This window comes from Synechococcus sp. Cu2B8-bc1011, from assembly GCF_047302735.1.
Lineage (GTDB): Bacteria > Cyanobacteriota > Cyanobacteriia > PCC-6307 > Cyanobiaceae > Synechococcus_C.
On the sequence record NZ_CP138915.1, the window covers coordinates 2,045,552 to 2,063,195 of the forward strand.

17 protein-coding genes are annotated in these 17,644 nt (G+C 51.8%); 8 read left to right on the top strand and 9 right to left on the bottom strand.

Annotated elements, in window-relative coordinates; translation table 11 throughout:
- Positions 1-119: 119 nt before the first annotated feature.
- Both SIC18_RS10495 and SIC18_RS10500 read right to left on the bottom strand, forming a co-directional pair.
- On the bottom strand, positions 120-419 hold the full coding sequence (locus SIC18_RS10495) for a hypothetical protein (RefSeq protein WP_048346650.1): 300 nt from the start codon (positions 417-419) through the stop codon (positions 120-122).
- Positions 419-676 carry a hypothetical protein gene (locus SIC18_RS10500; protein WP_048348182.1) on the bottom strand — a complete coding sequence of 86 codons (258 nt, stop codon included), beginning with the start codon at positions 674-676 and terminating at the stop codon, positions 419-421. Before SIC18_RS10500 ends, SIC18_RS10495 begins: the two co-directional genes overlap by 1 nt.
- 565 nt (positions 677-1,241) lie before the next feature.
- Between SIC18_RS10500 and SIC18_RS10505 the strand changes: the two genes are divergently transcribed.
- Positions 1,242-1,412 carry a hypothetical protein gene (locus SIC18_RS10505; protein WP_413429585.1) on the top strand — a complete coding sequence of 57 codons (171 nt, stop codon included), beginning with the start codon at positions 1,242-1,244 and terminating at the stop codon, positions 1,410-1,412.
- Between the two features lie 8 nt (positions 1,413-1,420).
- Here the strand turns inward: SIC18_RS10505 and SIC18_RS10510 are convergent, their stop codons facing one another.
- A complete protein-coding gene (locus SIC18_RS10510) occupies positions 1,421-1,618 on the bottom strand; it encodes a hypothetical protein (protein ID WP_250395377.1) in 198 nt (65 codons plus the stop codon).
- Between the two features lie 219 nt (positions 1,619-1,837).
- Positions 1,838-3,919, bottom strand: coding sequence for a DNA primase (gene dnaG / locus SIC18_RS10515; RefSeq protein WP_413429587.1), 2,082 nt, complete (start codon positions 3,917-3,919; stop codon positions 1,838-1,840).
- Between the two features lie 103 nt (positions 3,920-4,022).
- Here dnaG and SIC18_RS10520 point away from each other — a divergent pair, with 103 nt between their 5' ends.
- Complete coding sequence (locus SIC18_RS10520; RefSeq protein ID WP_413430537.1) at positions 4,023-4,937, top strand: DMT family transporter; 915 nt, start codon at positions 4,023-4,025, stop codon at positions 4,935-4,937.
- A gap of 18 nt (positions 4,938-4,955) precedes the next feature.
- Here SIC18_RS10520 and SIC18_RS10525 read toward each other — a convergent pair whose 3' ends face one another.
- Together SIC18_RS10525 and SIC18_RS10530 are read right to left on the bottom strand one after the other, a co-directional pair.
- Entirely contained in the window at positions 4,956-5,429 is a 474-nt protein-coding gene (locus SIC18_RS10525) for a hypothetical protein (protein WP_413429589.1), read from the bottom strand.
- Between the two features lie 129 nt (positions 5,430-5,558).
- Entirely contained in the window at positions 5,559-5,870 is a 312-nt protein-coding gene (locus SIC18_RS10530) for a hypothetical protein (protein ID WP_413429590.1), read from the bottom strand.
- A gap of 93 nt (positions 5,871-5,963) precedes the next feature.
- On the opposite strand from SIC18_RS10530, the gene SIC18_RS10535 reads away from it, so the two are divergent.
- Positions 5,964-6,098: a hypothetical protein gene (locus SIC18_RS10535; protein WP_413429591.1), complete on the top strand. Its 135-nt coding sequence runs from the start codon at positions 5,964-5,966 to the stop codon at positions 6,096-6,098.
- Between the two features lie 2,478 nt (positions 6,099-8,576).
- On the opposite strand, the gene SIC18_RS10540 is transcribed toward SIC18_RS10535, so the two are convergent.
- Positions 8,577-8,990, bottom strand: coding sequence for a hypothetical protein (locus tag SIC18_RS10540; protein ID WP_413429592.1), 414 nt, complete (start codon positions 8,988-8,990; stop codon positions 8,577-8,579).
- Positions 8,991-9,094: 104 nt separating this feature from the next.
- On the opposite strand from SIC18_RS10540, the gene SIC18_RS10545 reads away from it, so the two are divergent.
- The 5 genes from SIC18_RS10545 to SIC18_RS10565 all read left to right on the top strand — a co-directional run bounded on the left by SIC18_RS10545 (position 9,095) and on the right by SIC18_RS10565 (position 12,516).
- Positions 9,095-9,454: a hypothetical protein gene (locus SIC18_RS10545; RefSeq protein ID WP_413429593.1), complete on the top strand. Its 360-nt coding sequence runs from the start codon at positions 9,095-9,097 to the stop codon at positions 9,452-9,454.
- Between the two features lie 584 nt (positions 9,455-10,038).
- A complete protein-coding gene (locus SIC18_RS10550; RefSeq protein WP_413429594.1) occupies positions 10,039-10,287 on the top strand; it encodes a hypothetical protein in 249 nt (82 codons plus the stop codon).
- An 805-nt stretch (positions 10,288-11,092) separates the two neighbouring features.
- On the top strand, positions 11,093-11,752 hold the full coding sequence (ruvA, locus tag SIC18_RS10555; RefSeq protein WP_048346662.1) for a Holliday junction branch migration protein RuvA: 660 nt from the start codon (positions 11,093-11,095) through the stop codon (positions 11,750-11,752).
- 56 nt (positions 11,753-11,808) lie between these two features.
- Positions 11,809-12,078 carry a 30S ribosomal protein S15 gene (gene rpsO / locus SIC18_RS10560; protein ID WP_006852884.1) on the top strand — a complete coding sequence of 90 codons (270 nt, stop codon included), beginning with the start codon at positions 11,809-11,811 and terminating at the stop codon, positions 12,076-12,078.
- A gap of 27 nt (positions 12,079-12,105) precedes the next feature.
- Positions 12,106-12,516 (top strand): PAM68 family protein, encoded by a 411-nt coding sequence (locus SIC18_RS10565; RefSeq protein ID WP_413429595.1) that lies wholly within the window; start codon positions 12,106-12,108, stop codon positions 12,514-12,516.
- A gap of 32 nt (positions 12,517-12,548) precedes the next feature.
- On the opposite strand, the gene SIC18_RS10570 is transcribed toward SIC18_RS10565, so the two are convergent.
- Together SIC18_RS10570 and gatA are read right to left on the bottom strand one after the other, a co-directional pair.
- A complete protein-coding gene (locus SIC18_RS10570) occupies positions 12,549-16,073 on the bottom strand; it encodes a DNA polymerase III subunit alpha (protein WP_048346664.1) in 3,525 nt (1,174 codons plus the stop codon).
- A gap of 88 nt (positions 16,074-16,161) precedes the next feature.
- Entirely contained in the window at positions 16,162-17,625 is a 1,464-nt protein-coding gene (gatA, locus tag SIC18_RS10575) for an Asp-tRNA(Asn)/Glu-tRNA(Gln) amidotransferase subunit GatA (RefSeq protein ID WP_048346665.1), read from the bottom strand.
- Positions 17,626-17,644 lie beyond the last annotated feature (19 nt).

Sequence of the window (17,644 nt, forward strand, 5' to 3'; positions counted from 1 at the left end):
TCAATTGCATCCGGAACAACAATTCTTTCCATGGCGAAATTGGCATTCGTCATCACCATGCTTGCCAAGGAATACCCAACGTTAGCAACTTAAGCGTATGCGAAAAGACAGGCATAAATTCACAACGAGTCTTGCAATAACTGCAGTTCTAATTCACGTCGACTAAGCAATAAAACCATGCGATATCCGTGGCTATTAAGACCTGTCTGTTCTCGCACAAGATCTGTATGCGCGAGAGCAAGGCCACAGGTTTCAACAAACAGAACGGGAAGACTGCGGGCATTCCCACTCATCCCTTGAAGATCAAGAGCCTGACGCACTGCTTGCTGTGCTTTCTCAGATCCCAATCGTTCCACAAAAGCAGGCCAGAGGTGGTTCACTGGCGTGTAGGTCGAGAAGTCAATCGTGGAATCAGCCATCAAACGGGCAACTGCTCAATCGCGACTGCAATCATCTGAGGAGTCACCGTAATCACTTCAAGGGCATCCTGATTATCAAGATAGGAATCGAAGGAGGCGAAACGCTCGATACGAGGATTAGCACCCTCCACAGCACATGCCTCGATCCAATCATTATTTTTAGGCTTCACAACCACAAAGGCCTGAAGGGCTTCATCGAGATCGCCACCATCTCCGATTCCTTCTCCATGCCAGATCGCTTCAAAAAATTCAGACATCGCTGAGAAGAGCTGTTCACCCATTATCAGGGATGCAAGATCTCCAAGACCATGGCAAGCCTTGCTCGAAAGCCACTGAGCTGTGGTGGCGTTATTAGCTGCTTGCCACACCGAACACTATTGGCAGGTCTCAGTGATTGCGATCAACACGTGGTGTTTCGGGGTGAATCACCGCAGCCAAAGGATCTTGAGGTTGCTCCACGCTTGCAGAACCCGAAGGGGTTTTCCATCACCATCGCAAACCATCCGTGCAGAGCAAGACCGGTTCTAACGCTTAGCGATCACGATGACGTTGTGCTGATCATGCGCTGCCTCGCCCATCGGCGAGACACGGGCGAACGAACTGGACCAATTGCTGTAGACAAAATAGTGCCCTCTGATTCAATCAACCAGTTGAAATCCCTAACAAGGTCAACCCTTGATCAAGCATCAAGCACTCAAGCCAAATCTTAAAAACCTACAAAGCCCAACAATCCTCCACCAATGGTTTCAATGAAGAGACGGTTATAACTTTAGCAAAAGATTAACTTTGACCATGAAAGCCGAAGGACCTCGTTAGTTTTGCATGACGGACAAGCAGAAACTATTCCTACCCGAACAACAATCAGAATCACTCAACGCCAAGATTGTCAAACAAAAAGCCCTGCTAAAAGCAGGGCTCAAAGAGTCAAGATTGAGAGATTGGCCGAAAAAGACCAATGCTCAACGCCTATCGCTTGCGTCAGCGATGTACTGATAGTCCTATCAGTTCGACTTCTTGTAAGCAGCTACTGCTCTTGCAATACAGTTTTCATCTGATTCAGTAGCTTGACTATTACCAGCAACAGAGGCATTGCACGCCTCTTGAATTGCACTCATGACAGAGTCAGGCACTCCTGGAGCAGCTGAGACAGCCATAGGTGCTGCAAGAGCAACAATGAGTGTGGCGAGCGCAGTTTTCATTGGTATTGAAGAACACCTTTAAGGTCTAGCTGCAAAAAAACACTACGGCATCATTGATGAGGCCAGACGGACGAGTTCTCCGTCTCAGCTCATCATCTTGAACACTCTTTTGGATCAAATGACACATCTGCGCGACGATCCGCATCCGTGGATTCAAGGGTGAGGAACGCTGGTGTTTCGAAACCAAGACATACAGATGATTGGGCTCGCACCAATCCATCAAGCCGCAGGAGGAATGAATTCAGGGGGGTTAGCAACAGCAACCTCATAACCAGCACAGCGTTGTTGATCAAGATGCTGAATATGCTTCCTCTCGGAGTAATAAAGCTCTTGCAATCGAAGCGCATCCGCATTCAACTGTTCAAACATCTCCTGAATACGACCTTCCATATCCACTCCCTCTGCCGACGCTGTCTGCTCTTGCTCACGAGCAATCAGCGAAGCAATACACCGTTCCAGAGTCTCAAGCCGTTGACTACCCCAAGCCTCTAACAAGTGACGGCAACGTTTATGACTCTTCTGTCGCTCCAAAATAGCCGCGGTGCCCCGTAAAACATCCATGGGACGCGCCAATGCCAAACGCTGGAGCTCCGCGGGTTCTAAAAGCGGCGTCAACTTGGCCACTAACGCACTGTTGTCCAGCAGCAGCTGATCGGTAAGCAAACGAGGTAGATCCAGATCGGCCAACTCATGACCCGGATCTTTGCCCCGACTGATCGCCTCTAGACGACCGGAACCGATGTTGCCCTCTTCAAGGTCGGTAATTGCAGACCACAACAGACGGTGGTGCTGAAGAGCGAAGTCTTCCAACTCCCGTTGGCGTAATTCGCAACGCACCTGGGAGCGATGAATCGGACAGTGCAAGTAAATGCGCAGGATCTCGGCTTCGCAGCGCTCTCGTTGGCTGACTTCACCAGCCTTTTCATGCCGGGCTGAACGTCCATGCCAGCGTTGACCTTGCACCTGTTGGCGCAAATCCTGCTCCAACTGCAACGCCAAACGGCCTTGACCACCGCTTAAGCGCTCCGCAACTTGCTGGAGGTAGTGCGTGCGAATCGCTGATTGAGGCAGTTTGCCTAACAGCTCCACCAAGCCGCTAACAGCTTGTTGGAACTGATCAGCCTTGGTCAGATCACGACCTTCCAGCACCTGTTCGATCTGCCAATCGAGCCAAAGCGGTGCCTGATCGAGCAAGGCGCGATAGTCACCAGCTCCGTGATCCTTTAAGTACTCATCTGGATCTTTCCCAGAAGGTGTATGAAGAACTCGCAGCTCCAACTGTCCTTGAAGCGCAAGCTGCTCGACCTCACCGATCGCGCGGTTCGCAGCTCGGATCCCTGCACGATCGGCATCAAAATTGAGAACGATGCGTTTGCCGTCACTGCACCGGCACAGTTGGGTGATCTGTTGACCGCTGAGGGCCGTACCAAGCGACGCCACAGCATTGGTAACTCCCGCCGCATGCAAGGCAATGACGTCGAAATAGCCCTCCACCACCACAGCTCGATCGTCCTTGCGGATCGCATTGGCCGCCTGATCGAGACCAAAGAGGTGCTTGCCTTTTTCAAAGACCTCTGTTTCAGGTGAGTTCAGGTACTTGGGATCGCTGCCATCGAGACTTCGACCGCCAAAGCCAATGACCCGTCCCTGCCGATCACGAATCGGAACGATGACACGGCCACGGAAGCGGTCATAAAACCCCTTGCCTCCTTTCCTTGGAACGACCAAACCTGCTGACTCAAGCAGCACTGGCGATAAACCCTCAACGTGCTGAAGATGCTTGAGCAAACCGTCCCACTGATCGGGGGCATAGCCGAGCTCGAAGGTCTCCAGCGTGGCTTCGCTCAAGCCACGCTGATCGCGCAAATAAGCAAGGGCCTCTTGGCCAGACTCACTCTTCAGCTGACTGCGAAACCAGCCTGAGGCAAGGGCCAACGCACGATGCAGCTGATCACGCCGCGAGAGTTGTTGACGCAGACGCTCCTGTTGAGGACCGTCAACCGTTTCCACCGGCAGTTGATACCGGCGCGCCAAATCCAGAACAACGTCGCTGAAGCTCTGCCGTTGGAACTCCATCAAAAACTTGATGGAGTTTCCGCCAGCACCGCAGGAAAAGCAGTAGTAAAACTGCTTTTGCGGCGACACCGTCATCGACGGCTTGCTGTCGTCATGAAACGGGCAAACGCCAACGAATTCCCGTCCCTTTTTTTTGAGCACCACGTGCTCACCCACCACATCAACGATGTCGGCACGCTCCTTAACGGCGTCGATGGTGCGGGGGTGTAGACGGGGCATCGCCATCTCCCCATTCTGCGAGCCCCGATGCCGTTTTGGCTGTTCAGCGCGATGCGCAGTGGCTGTTCAACGCAATGCGCCATGGTTGGCAGGTGTCGTCGGAACCACCATGCAGGGGCTGTTAGGCGCGATACGAGGCAGCCAATCCGCTAAGGAGTGGCGAGCCTGCGGTGCCCTGATCGCCTGTGCATTGGCGTTCAGTTTGATGACCGTTTGCGTCAAACACCTTGGGGGACGCTTGCCAGTGGCAGAAGTCGTTCTGGTGCGCTCCTTGATCAGCATTGCCATCACCCTGGCGATGTTGCGTCGTCTCAAGGTCTCGCCCTGGGGTGAACAACGTGGGTTGTTGTTGATTCGTGGAGGATTAGGGACTGCAGCCTTGTTGTGTTTCTTTGAGGCCCTCGCTCGGCTTCCACTCGCGGCAGCAACCCTGCTGCAATACACCTACCCAACGCTGACGGCACTGGCGGCATGGCTGCTTTTAGGAGAGCCCATCCGACGCCGAATCGGCATCGCTGTGCTGTTAGGCCTGCTGGGGGTGACCTTGGTGGTTCAGCCCGAATGGGTGGGGGGCACGATCGGAAGCCTGCCAGCCATGGCAGCTTTGATCGGTCTGGGCGGTGCGTTGCTTACGGCACTGGCCTACGTGAGTGTGCGTCAACTGTCGGTTCAAGAGCACCCACTCGTCATCGTCTTTTACTTCCCCTTGGTGTCGGTCCCCGCAACCCTGCCGTTGCTCTGGGGGCAGCCCACGCTGTGGCCCAATCCAACCGAGTGGCTCTGGCTGATCGGGGTTGGGGTGTTCACGCAGATCGGACAGATCTGGTTAACCGAAGGCCTCTCCGCCCTACCCGCAGCGCGTGCCACCTCGATCAATTACGTCCAAGTGGTGTTTGCAGCACTGTGGGGCGTGCTGTTTTTTGCCGAACCGATTACAGGTGCTGTGGTGCTGGGAGCCCTGTGCGTCTTGGGGGCCACGCTGATCAGCCTGAGTGCCAGGACTGCTCGAAAAGCTGAAAGCTGAAAGCTGTCGGCTGACAGATCAAGGCGAATCAATCGGCAAAGGGTGGGTGATCCAATCTTGTGAAGTTCCGTCGCTCGAACCAACCGGTTGGGCTAAACGCCAACTTTGTCCCCGTTCACCCCGCTCTAAGAACAACTCAAAAGGACTATCAACACGCACTGAATCTGCGGGAAGCCTCCAATCGAAGCGACCGGTGAGATGAATTCCACGTTGCTCACCAAGACGGATCGACTCCTGCTCTTCTACGCGCACACGACTCACATCTGGGACACCAACAGGCTCTAACTCCAGGGACTGGGCAATCGCTGTTTGAGTCAATTGAATTTGCAGCCCAAGCGCTTTCAGCAACACGCCACGGGGAGGTTGATCGGATGGTCCGCAACCGGTTAAACCAAGGTTGAGAAGCAACAGCACGCAAACAACCAGCACACGTTGAACGTTGCGCTTTAGCGATCGAATCCAACCGTTCAGGCTTGGCGGAGCGGGCGGCATGAGCAGCCAATCAATGCTGATAACGATAGTTGCCAATTGGATCAATCTTGATGGCAATCCAGCAGTCAAGGGGCAAAACAATCAGCCCCATGCGGATGACTGCAGAATCATGCATGGGGTACAAACTGATTACTTTTTCTTGGCAATCCGCACCGCTTGAGGATTGAGAGGGCAGGCCAAGGCGTGAAACGGTTTGTGATGACCTTCAAAAATCAAGCTCCCCATCGGTTGAGCATGAGCGGTATGAATTTCCATGAGTGAATACATCGATGCATTCGTTCTAGAAAGGCAGTGAGCCAGATGCGGTAAGTAAAACCACTCATCCATGGTGGTCATCATCCACACCCGTCTGGTCAATCGCCGAAGCTCAGGGCAAGCGGTTGTGATGGCGACCATGACGATGCAGTCGGCGATCGAATGAGCAAAATCGGCTGATTCCATTCTTCGTTGATCAAAGGCGGCCCCACACTCCACCCTTCACGAAGCGAATCAGACGCTTGGAATCACTCATGAGGCACGCCATTCCCAATTTCGGTGGTTTCTGCTCTGAAGGCAATGCGCCTTTACACCGATGGCAAGGGTGCTCTGCTGACACAAACTATCGACATCGAGATCGGAGGCGCTTTGACAGACGACACTCCACCTGAGTTATCAGCAGAAGCAAGCTGACTTCAGGTCCCTGCTCCAACAGTCTCAACAAGACGTGGGTTGTTCCTTTGGTAGGCAATGCCTTGCGCGCCACGCCAATCGATGCTCCACCTGCACCGTCCTAGGTGCCCTACGGAGAACACGACCCCACACCTAGAGCTCCGGCCCCAGGTGATCCTGCAGACAGTCGCTTCGCACCAATCTTTCAGTTCACTGTGTTCGATACGAGGTCCAGACTTCCGCGATACAGATTCACTGATTAATGGTCTGCGATATGCATAAACGAGCGAGTTAGGCCGTCTTTCCTATCTGGGAGGGGCGGCCTCTCTTCATGGGGCTTTGTTGTTGTTCATGCTCAGCAGTGCTGACGTGGACGGCATGAACAGGCCTCCTCCGATGGGCGTTGAAAGCAGAGCTCTGGGGCTTCAGTGATGACTGAAAACAGATTGATGCATTCACTAAAAATTGAATGCACAGGCCTCCCTAATACAACAATTTTTGAATCACATACCACTCTCCTGAATCACACCGAGGCAGGCTCTGACTCAATGATCCTTGACTGCACAAGGGCTTTCGCTCTCACCGCACATAGTCGCTCTTATCTTTTCACTTTGGATCGATGCTTACCTTCCCCCTACAGAAGGATTAAAGCTCTTCCTTTAGACGAGCAGGACCACTCTCCCTGCATCCATGACCGACTAACAATTATCACTGTGAAGCATGTAATCTCCCCTGCACAAAAGCAAACATCCTAAAGCCTGCCGAATGGGAAAGGAAGCCAAGAGAGCTCCAGGTCTAGTAGACAATTAATCTTCACTGGTTAAATACAATACCTCCATAAATTGCTGGGGCAACTGCTCTGGTGCAGACCCAAGAATTGGCGCTTCAGACCCCAAGAACTCAAGAACTACAACGCAACCGATCAGGGCAAAAGGCAGTGGAATGAACTTCATCAGACAATTCTCCTTTCTCTTGCGAAAGATGTAGCGTTCCATTTCTTATCTCCAAGTCCCAAAACCCTAACCAGTCAGCTCAAAGGTTAAATGAGCAGGTGATGAACACCAACTAAGATTTTTCTTATCTTCCAAGTTATCGATTAACCCTTGGAGTGAAATAACCCCTACAGAGCCATCTAGAGATGGCAATGAACAAGAAGATACTCCTGCTTCCTGTTCTGATTTTGTGAGTCTCCTGGTCTTTGGTGAGAAAGAAGCATCGAAGGACTTGTGTATTGCCTTTCGGCACCTCCTGAACAACCTTCAAGCAATTCAATTTCTGGTTCCTGCATAATGTTGGTCCTGACATAGCCAGCCACAACGTTGCCCATTCCTCGCACCATATGCCCTGTAATCGTCTTCAAGACCTAAGGAAGGTCGTGACAGACCAAAGTCAGCAAGGTCAACCGATGACGCACGATTCGCATCGATTGGGACGAATCAATCATGGCCACGAGCTTTGATTGTCGTGTAACCGCGACATACCAGAGGCTCAGGCCTATCAACTCTGGTGGTGAACCACCGTCGAACGGATGGTCGAGTGGTCGTGACCAGGACCTATCCAGTGGTAGGCAGTCGCGGTGCAATGCAGATCCATCTTGGCGGCCATGCCGATTGCCTCCTTTGAGTTCAACGATGACAAGCAGAATCTCTGCGCAAACGGCCAAGGACTGAAGTTTGAACTGTTCAGCAATGGGTGAGCATCGTTACAAACACAAATAGAGAGATGCAAGATCCTTTGTCCAGCGGCGTCGAGCTGCTGACAAAAGGGAGAGAGCGAGCGGATTGAGAACCCGCTCGTTTTTTTTGATCCGTGATCGACGACTAAGGGCTCTGACTGAATCCAGCCAATGAGGTTATGGTCAAATTCAGGACATCTAAGGATCGTCAGACAAAAGAAAACCCCGCCAAAGGCAGGGTTTCTCGGCTTCTTATAGGGCGTGTTGCCTTGTTTCCACTCCGTGAAGAAGCCCTCCTCACACAGCCATTCTGCGTCTGGACTGGCACTGTGCCAGTGTTCACCAACACTAAAGCAATTGTCACACCGCTTCCGAGGGCCATGGTCCAGCCAACTCCCGACAACAACTTGACTGCTCAACCCAGCTGCAAATAGATGCGTTGGCGCCTTTGATGCCAAGGATTGGAGCGAACTGCTGATTGAAAGCGCTCAATTCAGGAATAAAAGCACTGGCAATCGCAGGACATCGGCTTTATTCACGCAACTCACTCATTCGTCACAGCTATTGAGAACTTTTCTCACTTGCTGTGACGACGTCTACCAAAGAATGGTTTGGTGACTCTTTGGACGGGGTCAACAGTCCCACAACCATCAATCTTTCGCGATTTAGAAGCCCGCGGAAGGTTGAGGGACATTGTCTGGCCCTCAACTGCTTTCCAATGCTTCATCCCTTCCATAGCGACAGGAAGACTGGAAGAGCCATTGGACTCGATCATCCTTAAGACAAGGCCAAGAACAAATCAGAGCAGCACCCGTCGACAGGGACTATTGACATTTGTCAAAGGCAAATCCGAATTTTCTTTCCACAACAACTCCATCAACATGGACAATTGATGTTTCATAAAGATCACAGGTTTTCTTTTTGAAATCAGACATTTCATCAGGATCAAAAACAACAGCATTTGCATATCCTCTTTCTTTCATTGTCCTCTTCACGCAATCCTTATCCCAGAGCTGAGCTTTTTTCTCCCAGCGGCCTGCACTTCCAAGACGAGCATAAACCTCAGTACCTTCAATAACACAATTATCCTTCACATTATCCCATTGCTCAAACGTCATAATAGTGAGACCATCTGGATGATTGGCATTCGTTTCTGCTTTTGAATAAGGCAGCGAAAACATTGAGATCGACGCTGCTCCTAGTCCGGCCATTGCAACAAAAATTTTAAGACGGCTCATCGTTTCACTCTTTTAATCACATTGTAGCCATAAGAGAAAAAAGCCTCAAGTCACTATGAAATGTTGGAAGACGCGATTAACGAAGCAGCTTGATCTTCAACTCCATGCCAATCATTCACATGGGGCTGAAAGCCATCAAAAACGCACTTTCCTCAATGAGCCACCCCTCTCTTTTGATTAGGCTGCACAGGGGTATTCACATGGGGATTCAAGACCCAAGTGAGCAGACCAAAGCAGGCAACCATGACTCAAAGGCCTATTGGACAAGCTCTACTGGGTTAACCAAGATTCTGCAATCGCTGCCTCCAATGGATTCATCGCTATCAAAATCTTCGAAAGAGTCCAGGTTTTTTGTTTTTCTCATCGACGATCTCTTCGATCATCCGAATGGGGCTAAAATGAACATTAACATCAATTTTTTTTACAACACTATGCGTGTTCCAAAGTCCAACTTGGACTTCTGACCTGGAATAGGTGACTTGCCAACAGTAATCAATTGGGATGACAAGAATTTGTGTCCAAAACGAATTCGTACTTTTGCCAGGGAAGAGACGATATCTTTCGGATCCATCCTCTTCTTTCTCTTTAGCGAAGCCAAGCTGCTGTAGCCGACTCGACCAATTTGTCATTTTAGCTAATGCTCTCGTGCCATGTGATCATTTAAATCAAGACCCAACCAGTAAATGTTTTAGATCAAACATTGGCGAAGTACGAATGATTCACCTCCAAAAAACGATCATCGCAGAGTGACAGAAACCGATCAGACGCCTTAAAGCCATCCAGCAATCACAAACAAAAGACAACCCTGCAAAAGACCTTGAACCAAGGGTTGGTGAGCTCAACCATGCTGGAAAGAAGATCTACCTCAGCAATCAACCCATCTCAGGGGCCCAGCCCACTGTGCTCTGCCAAGTTGGCGCCCATAGCTTGCAGGTCTTTGTGAGGTGATGCCCCTGTTGCAGTTGCTTCTGGCGAATGTTGCACCCCACCAACGTGTGGCAATGCTGGTCCACACCATGCCGAAAGTGCTGGCACGCCACACACACACTTGAGCAACGGCAGTTACTCAACTCGCTTTCGTCCAGATAGGCCCACTCCTCCACAGCACCTCACAAGCAATACACCTGTACTAGCCCAAGCGGGTCGCTTTGGTCAACTATCTCTGGGCAGGCTCAAGAAACGGTGGTTGTCCTTCTGGAGTCAGCAACACTCGTCTCTCCATCGAAACAACCTGATGGAGCAGTGCGAATCCCTAGTGATCAGTCAACAACCCGCCTGGCTCTTCGCCCGAACCTGAATCAAGACAATCCCTGGAAACAAGAGGCATCGCGGATGTGAAGCAGAGTGTCTCGGCTTTTTACAAGACGTGTTTCCTCATTTCCACTGCACGAAGAAGCTCTCCTCGCAAAGTCTTCTTGGTGGACGGGAAACGTCCTGCAAGACACACCTTCACCCTTATTGTATTGCCACACAACCAGGCCATTGACTCAACAAGAAAAAGAAGGCATCAAACAATGCATCTCTAGTGTCCACCCACTTGGCTGTGACACAGCGATTGAAGCCAAGAGCGAGATGCTCTTGGCGAGCGAGGGGCCTCAATGACTTCCAAACACTTTAAGGACTGCCAAATAGACTAAAAAGTCAACACTGGTTAGGTTTTTCCCTTGTGATTGGACAGCTTGGCTTGTTGTTTCCACCCGGAGAAACACGCTCTCTTCAAGTGAAAAACGGCTCATACCTCGAAGCAAACAAGTCTCTACGTATCAGTTAGTTGACTGAATGGCACATGCTTATTAATTATGGATGTGGCCATCTCCTCACAAGATTTGGCTCCTCACACCCCCAAAGAAGGCAAATTCGCCTTCTTTTTTTATGCCATCGCATGGAATGGCACCGAGGCGATCAGCTGTTAACCGTTGTTTGAGCAAGATTTGGCTTCCCGCGATGGCACAAGGTCACTACATCAGACTCCAAGCGGTTGGTTGTTGCCTGTTGAGGCCTGTTTCAGATTCAGCTGTCAGCGATCGGTGGCTTGACTTGTTCAATGCCTTTCCCAACAACACGCCTTTAGACGCCTCAATAGGCCCATTGGAAGGAATCGCATGATCGGCTGGCTTCGAGGAGAACGAATCGAACACTGGAGTCAGGGTGGGCGTCAGGGATTAGTGATTGCTTGCGCTGGGGTGGGGTATGAGGTTCAACTTGCCTCGAGGTATTTGCAACCTCTCTCCGCAGGCAAAACTTGCACCGTCTGGATTCATCAGGTTCAAAGGGACGATGGATCAAGTTTGTTTGGCTTCCCGGATCGAAGGGAAAGGGACCTGTTTCGCGTTCTAATCAGCGTGAACGGTGTCGGCCCTCAGGTGGGACTGGCGTTGTTGGAGAGCTGCAGCGCTGCTGAGTTGATCGAAGCGATCATCGATGGGGACCTGCGTCGCCTGACCCAAGCGCAGGGAGTAGGAAAACGAACAGCAGAACGACTTGCAGTCGAACTTCGCGATCGTCTAGGGGCTTGGAGTCCAGAGCAGATCAGTGATCGTTCCGACCTCTCCCTTGTGGACAGGAGTGATCTCAAATCGCTGCCAATTGAACCCGACCCACTTCAAGATTTACAGCTCACCCTCAGCACACTGGGGTATGAAGATTTAGAGATCCGTCGAGCAATGCGTGCCGTTGCCACCGGGGAAGAGGTCCCGGCATCCAATGACGGGGATGGGTGGTTACGCGCCAGTCTGCGTTGGTTGAACCGCCCATCGGCATAAGTGTGCCCATGAAGAGGTAAATTGGTTCTTTGCACAAGTAGGGCCGGTCGCTTCGCATGTCGCTCGATACAACTGAAAAGCAGCAACTCATCAACAGTCACCAAACCCATGCCACCGACACCGGGTCGGCAGAGGTTCAGGTCGCCATGCTGAGCGAGCGCATCTCCAAGCTCAGCAGCCACCTACAGCAAAACATCCACGACTATTCATCCCGCCAGGGTCTGCTGAAGATGATTGGTCGTCGCAAGCGTCTGCTTGGTTACGTCCGAGGCAAAAGCGAGCAGCGCTACAGCGATCTCATTTCTAAGCTTGGAATCCGCGGCTAAGCAAGCTGCACAGGACTTCAGGAGCCCATGGCTGATCGACGCAACTCTCTGCCCTTCGAGCCGCGCCGGTCAGAAGAAGGAACCAAATCAAAATCCAAACGATCTGCTTCCCAACCAAAAAGCAGTCAACCCATCCCGAAGCCGGTTGCCAACCGAATGGCGAGACGCGTGGCAATCGCCACTGGTATCCCTTCAATTATGGGGATGGGTGTTTTCGTAGGAAGTTATTTCCTGGTCTCGCGTCAAATTATGGATGTCCCTCCTGGGATCACTTTGCTTGGATCTGGAGGTTTCTTTTTGCTGGGCCTTGGAGGTCTAAGTTATGGAGTTCTCTCTGCCAGTTGGGAACAGGATGCGGGATCCTTGCTTGGATTTGAACACATCAAGCCCAACATCCAACGAATGCGCAAATCCATGCGTTCTCAAAAACAGAGTTAAATCAACGCTGTAATTTGTGATCAATACTGCACTTAATTCAGCAGGGGTTCGCTGCATTTCACCTTAAAAGCCTTCTCTTGGAGATGCAGCGCTGCAGCAGACGCGTCACGTACACAGAACTGAGGTCCAAGCCGCACATAGCGAACCGTATTGCCCTGTCGAACTGCGGCAACAACAGGAACGCGAACGCCCAACTGTTCCTGATCTGGACGGTAGGCCTGAAGACATTCACGCAATTTGTGTTGGACCGCCACATCGCTGGCCTGTTCTGGATCAAGTTCCACCATCAGTAGACGTAGATCATCGATGGCCCGGCAGTCATCGACGATCAGTTGAACCCGCTCGTCGCGGCGATCCACAGCTGCCCAAACCAGCAAACGAGCCTCGGCCATGAGGTGATCAGCCAAACGTGCATAGCTTTTGGGAAAGACCACCGCTTCACAGGATCCAGTGAGGTCTTCAAGGGTCAAGACCGCCATTCGATCTCCCTTGCGAGTGGTGACCTGGCGCATCTCACTCACCATTGCGATCGCGCTGACCTTGGCTTTATCGGCTTGTTCTTCAAGACTCCCTAGCCCAATGGGAGCCAAAAGCTTCGCCGGAGGAGTGAGCTGTTTTAACGGATGATCAGAGAGATAAAAACCAACCAGATCCTTCTCAAGCCGGAGCTTTTCGGTGGGGTGGTAATCCTTCACCGGAGGAGACTTGGGCGCCAAGCTGAGATCCGTTCCCGCATCTTCATCACCCTCACTTGAGGCTGCTGCCATCAGATCAAACAAATTGCCCTGCCCACTGGCCCGATCTTTGGCCCTCGACGTAGCCCAATCAAGAAGAAGATCTAAATCGGCCATCAGTTGAGCCCGATTCGCCTCGGGCTCGAGAGCATCCATCGCCCCGCAATGGATCAGCGACTCCATACTTCTGCGATTCAGCACCGCAGAAGGAAGACGATCACAGAGATCAGCGAGTGACTGGAACGAACCTTCTGATTCTCTAGAGCCAATCACGGCACGGATCGCTCCATCTCCGAGATTTCGCACAGCCGACAAGCCAAACAGGATGCGATCACCCTTAGGAGTGAAATCAATCCCTGATGCATTGATGTCGGGAGGCATCACTTCGATACCCATCGCATTGCAATTGGAGATGTAGCGCTGCACTTTGTCGCTGGCTCCAGCATTCACCGTAAGCAAGGCAGCCATATAAGCCACCGGGTAATGCGCTTTCAGATAGGCCGTTTGATAGGTAACAGCTCCGTAAGCCGTTGAATGGCTTTTGTTGAAACAATATTCAGCGAAAAGAACCATTTGGTCAAAGAGTTCATCCGCAACTTTCTTATCCACACCACGATCGGAAGCACCTTGTACAAAGATCCCCCGGTGTTTCTGCATTTCTGACACTTTTTTCTTGCCCATGGCGCGACGAAGTAAATCAGCTTCGCCCAAGGAATAACCAGCCATGTCTTGAGCAATTTTCATAATTTGCTCTTGATAAACCATGATCCCGTAGGTTTCTTGAAGAATCGGTTCAATCGAGTGATGTGCAAAATCAATGGTCTCACGACCATGCTTTCGATTGATAAATTTTGGAATCAAGCCTGCGTCCAAAGGACCGGGTCGGTAAAGAGCCAAAATCGAGGAAATATCCTCCAAGGATGAGGGCTTGAGATCACGAACGATTTGACGCATTCCCGTTGATTCAAGTTGGAAGATTCCCTCTAAATCACCACGGGCAAGCAGGGCATACGTTTCAGGATCTTCTAAGGGAAGCTTGTCTGGATCAACCCTTTCACCGATCGTGGAGGCGACCAACTCCAGAGTTTTATCAATCATCGTGAGATTTTTGAGACCCAAGAAGTCCATCTTTAGAAGTCCCATGGACTCCACATCCTCCATGAAGTATTGAGTAATGACCTGCCCATCATTGTTTCTTTGAAGTGGAACAAGTTCATCGAGAGGATCCGCTGCAATCACAACTCCAGCAGCGTGAACTCCATAGGTTTTGTTAGTCCCTTCAATGCGCATCGCCATATCAACCCAGCGCTTCACCACTGGATCTTTTTTGTACTTCTCGCGAAATTCAGGATTGGGAGATTCCTCACCGATCATTGCTGCCAACTTGGCAGGTTTACCGCGTACAACCGGAATCAATTTTGCTAGTCGATCGGCATCGCCATAGGGAATATCAAGCACTCTTGCCACATCTTTCAGCACCGCCTTGGACGTCATGCGGTTAAACGTGATGATCTGAGCCACCTTGTCTTCGCCATAGCGACGGGTGACGTAATCAATCACTTCACCCCGGCGTTCGATACAGAAATCGGTATCAATATCAGGCATTGACTTGCGTTCAGGATTCAGGAATCGCTCGAACAACAGGCCATTACTCACAGGATCGATATTCGTGATTCCCAGGGCATAGGCCACGAGTGATCCAGCCGCTGAGCCTCTCCCCGGTCCAACAGCAATTCCCTGCTCTCGTGCAAAGCGGATGTAATCCCACACCACAAGGAAGTAGGTGGGGAATCCCATCTGTTCCATGATCGTTAGCTCATGGGACAACCGATCTCCATAGTTCGGATCAATGGCCGTTTCGGAATCAATCTCCAAACGATTGCGTAACCCCTGCTCCGTGACTTCCCGCAAATAACTCACAGGAGTGTGTGGCTCTGGAATTGGGAAACGCGGCATCTGATACCGGCCAAGGATGTCGTAATCCTCTACTTTTTCAGCAACTTGGACGGTATTACTGATCGCTTCCGCCACCACATCCTGCTCAAGATGATCGGCAAAGAGCCGTGACATCTCCTCTTCACTTTTAAGGTATTCGGTACCCGTATAACGCAATCGTTTGACATCGCTGATCAACTTGCCTGTCAAAACACAGAGCAGTGCATCATGCGCTTCAACATCGTTGCGCGTGAGGTAGTGAGCATCATTGGTGGCGATCAAAGGAATTCCAAGTTCCTTCGCAATCCGAACGATTTCTACATTGACAATCCGATCTTCAGGTGAGCCGTGATCCTGAATTTCTAAGTAAAAGTCATCACCGAAGGTTTGCTGATACCAAAGAGCCACATCACGGGCCACATCAGGACGATCACGCATGATCGCCTGAGGAATTTCACCGCCGAGACAGGCAGTGGCCACAATCAAACCTTCGCCATATTGCTTCAGCAACTGTTTATCAACACATGCACGGGAAAAAATTCCTCGTCCTCGCATTCCACGCAGGTGGCTAATGCTGGTGAGCTTCACCAAGTTTCGGTAGCCAGTGGCATTCTTGGCCAGCACCACAAGGTGATAGCGGCGCTCTTTTTTGGGTTGCGGGTCATCAATCGAACCATTGATGACATACATCTCATTGCCAATAATCGGCTTGATGCCTGCTCCTTTGCACAGCTTGAGAAGCTCTACGGCTCCATACATCACTCCGTGATCCGTGAGTGCCAGTGCCGGCATCCCTAACTCTTTGGCACGTTCAACCATCTGAGGGAGCTGTGAGGCTCCGTCCAAAAGGCTGTAATCGCTGTGGTTATGGAGGGGAACAAATGCCATACCCCCAGCCTAAGCGCATGCGCAAGATGTGGAGGCAATAATCCCGCACAAGCACTACATGCAGCGGTTAAGACTCTGTTCTGCGCCTTCAGGCGGGAATAAAAGCGCCCTCGGGGCGACGGGACATCACATTCGCAGACTGCTCGTACTGATGGGCCACTTGCAGAAGCAAGGGTTCTTCGAGCACGTTGCCAATGAGCTGAACACCAATCGGCAGCCCCTCGCTGTCAAACCCACACGGCACGTTGATCGCTGGTAGACCGGCGAGATTGGCAGGAATGGTGAGTAGATCCGCCAGGTACATCGCCAGCGGATCGTCTGCATGGGCACCAGCCGCAAAGGCAGTCGACGGAGCGGTGGGGGTTAACAGCACATCCACGGAGGCAAAGGCCGTCTCGAAGTCCCGACGGATCAAGGTGCGAACCTGCTGGGCCTTGCGGTAATAAGCATCCACATACCCGGCAGAGAGGGCATAGGTGCCAATCAAAATGCGGCGTTGGACTTCACTGCCAAAGCCTTCGGCTCGGCTTCGAGCAGTCATCGAGGCAAGGCTGGTGGCATCCTCAGCTCGGAAGCCATATTTCACGCCGTCGTAGCGAGCCAAATTGGCTGATGCTTCGGAAGGGGCAATGACGTAGTACGTGGCAATCCCGTCGTTAAAGCGAGGACAACTCACATCCACGAGCTCAGCCCCTAAGGACTGCAATAAGTCAGCAGCGGCAAGGACTGATGCTTTGACCTGAGGATCGATTCCTTCCTGGTCAAAGCATTCGCGCACCACTCCGATGCGAAGCCCGCTCACGGAGCGCCCCAGAACCTCCCGGTAATTGGGAACAGGGGCCTTGAGGCAGGTTGAATCTCTTGGATCTTCCCCAGCGATCGATTGCAGAAGTTCGGCTGCATCGGACACGGACGTAGCAAAGGGACCCACTTGGTCAAGCGAGCTTGCAAAGGCCACCAGCCCATAGCGACTGACGCGCCCATAGGTGGGCTTCAGACCAACCACGCCACAAAAAGATGCTGGTTGTCGGATCGATCCACCTGTATCGGACCCCAGGGAGGCCATGCATTCGCCTGCCGCAACGGCAGCTGCACTTCCGCCAGAACTCCCCCCAGGCACATATCCCGTATTCCAGGGATTGGTTGTCGGTCCAAACGCTGAGGTTTCGGTTGAGCCGCCCATGGCGAACTCATCCAAATTGGTCTTTCCGATCAGAACCGCTCCTGAACGCCAGAGGCGATCCGTGACGGTGGATTCATAGGGCGGAACGAAAGACTCCAGCATTCGGCTGGAGCAAGTTGTGCGAATGCCTTTCGTGCACAGGTTGTCCTTGATCGCAATCGGCACCCCTGCCAAGGGGGGAAGATCCTCTCCTGCAGCTCGGGCCTCATCCAAGCGATCAGCATCGGCGCGAGCTCGATCTGCCGTGACCTCTAAAAAGGCATGAACGCTTGAATCAACTGCCTCGATTCGGGCCAGATGATGATCAGTCAGCTCCCTGGCGGAGACTTCACCTCGTTCAAGTTGCTGACGCCACTCGGCAATCGCCATCTGAAGGATTTGGGTTCCA

Excerpts from the sequence above, each read along its gene's own strand:
- SIC18_RS10545 (WP_413429593.1), top strand. The coding sequence starts at position 9,095 with ATGCCAATCATTCACATGGGGCTGAAAGCCATCAAAAACGCACTTTCC.
- SIC18_RS10565 (WP_413429595.1), top strand. The coding sequence starts at position 12,106 with ATGGCTGATCGACGCAACTCTCTGCCCTTCGAGCCGCGCCGGTCAGAA.
- gatA (WP_048346665.1), bottom strand. The coding sequence starts at position 17,625 with ATGGCGATTGCCGAGTGGCGTCAGCAACTTGAACGAGGTGAAGTCTCC.
- SIC18_RS10505 (WP_413429585.1), top strand. The coding sequence starts at position 1,242 with ATGACGGACAAGCAGAAACTATTCCTACCCGAACAACAATCAGAATCA.
- SIC18_RS10530 (WP_413429590.1), bottom strand. The coding sequence starts at position 5,870 with ATGGAATCAGCCGATTTTGCTCATTCGATCGCCGACTGCATCGTCATG.
- SIC18_RS10540 (WP_413429592.1), bottom strand. The coding sequence starts at position 8,990 with ATGAGCCGTCTTAAAATTTTTGTTGCAATGGCCGGACTAGGAGCAGCG.
- ruvA (WP_048346662.1), top strand. The coding sequence starts at position 11,093 with ATGATCGGCTGGCTTCGAGGAGAACGAATCGAACACTGGAGTCAGGGT.
- SIC18_RS10520 (WP_413430537.1), top strand. The coding sequence starts at position 4,023 with ATGCAGGGGCTGTTAGGCGCGATACGAGGCAGCCAATCCGCTAAGGAG.
- SIC18_RS10495 (WP_048346650.1), bottom strand. The coding sequence starts at position 419 with ATGGCTGATTCCACGATTGACTTCTCGACCTACACGCCAGTGAACCAC.
- rpsO (WP_006852884.1), top strand. The coding sequence starts at position 11,809 with ATGTCGCTCGATACAACTGAAAAGCAGCAACTCATCAACAGTCACCAA.
- dnaG (WP_413429587.1), bottom strand. The coding sequence starts at position 3,919 with ATGGCGATGCCCCGTCTACACCCCCGCACCATCGACGCCGTTAAGGAG.
- SIC18_RS10500 (WP_048348182.1), bottom strand. The coding sequence starts at position 676 with ATGTCTGAATTTTTTGAAGCGATCTGGCATGGAGAAGGAATCGGAGAT.
- SIC18_RS10570 (WP_048346664.1), bottom strand. The coding sequence starts at position 16,073 with ATGGCATTTGTTCCCCTCCATAACCACAGCGATTACAGCCTTTTGGAC.
- SIC18_RS10525 (WP_413429589.1), bottom strand. The coding sequence starts at position 5,429 with ATGCCGCCCGCTCCGCCAAGCCTGAACGGTTGGATTCGATCGCTAAAG.
- SIC18_RS10510 (WP_250395377.1), bottom strand. The coding sequence starts at position 1,618 with ATGAAAACTGCGCTCGCCACACTCATTGTTGCTCTTGCAGCACCTATG.